The sequence below is a fragment of the Blastochloris sulfoviridis genome, assembly GCF_008630065.1.
Lineage (GTDB): Bacteria > Pseudomonadota > Alphaproteobacteria > Rhizobiales > Xanthobacteraceae > Blastochloris > Blastochloris sulfoviridis.
Map to the genome: position 1 here is coordinate 1 of NZ_VWPL01000084.1, position 525 is coordinate 525.

At 71.6% G+C, this 525-nt stretch carries 1 protein-coding gene; it reads right to left on the bottom strand.

Translation table 11 applies throughout. The annotated features are described in order from the left end of the window. Window positions 1–2 precede the first annotated feature (2 nt). Window positions 3–525, bottom strand: a 523-nt coding sequence (locus F1193_RS16935; RefSeq protein WP_246164515.1) for a methyl-accepting chemotaxis protein, incomplete at its 5' end; no start/stop codon positions are given.

Consider the following 525-nt stretch of genomic DNA (forward strand, 5'->3'; position numbering starts at 1 on the left):
GCTCAGGCCGCGCGCACCGTGGCGAGGAACTTGGCGACTTCGGCCTGCAGCACGCCCGACTGGGTGGCGAGGTCGCCGGCCGAGGCCAGCACCTGCGACGACGCCGCCGACGAGTCGGACGCCGCCCGCGTCACCCCGGTGATGTTGCTCGACACCTCCGCCGTGCCGGCCGAGGCCTGCTGCACGTTGCGGGCGATCTCGTTGGTCGCCGCCCCCTGCTCTTCCACCGCCGAGGCGATGGTGGTGGCGATCTCGTTCATCCGCCGGATGATCTCGGTGATCTGGCCGATGGCGTGCGCCGAATCCGCGGTCGAGGCCTGGATCTCCTCGATCTGGCCTGAGATCTCGGCGGTCGCCTTCGCCGTCTGGTCGGCGAGGCTTTTCACCTCGCTCGCCACCACCGCGAAGCCGCGCCCCGCCTCGCCCGCCCGCGCCGCCTCGATGGTGGCGTTGAGCGCGAGCAGGTTGGTCTGGCCGGCGATGGTCGAGATCAGCCCGACGATGTCGCCGATCTTCTGCGCCGCC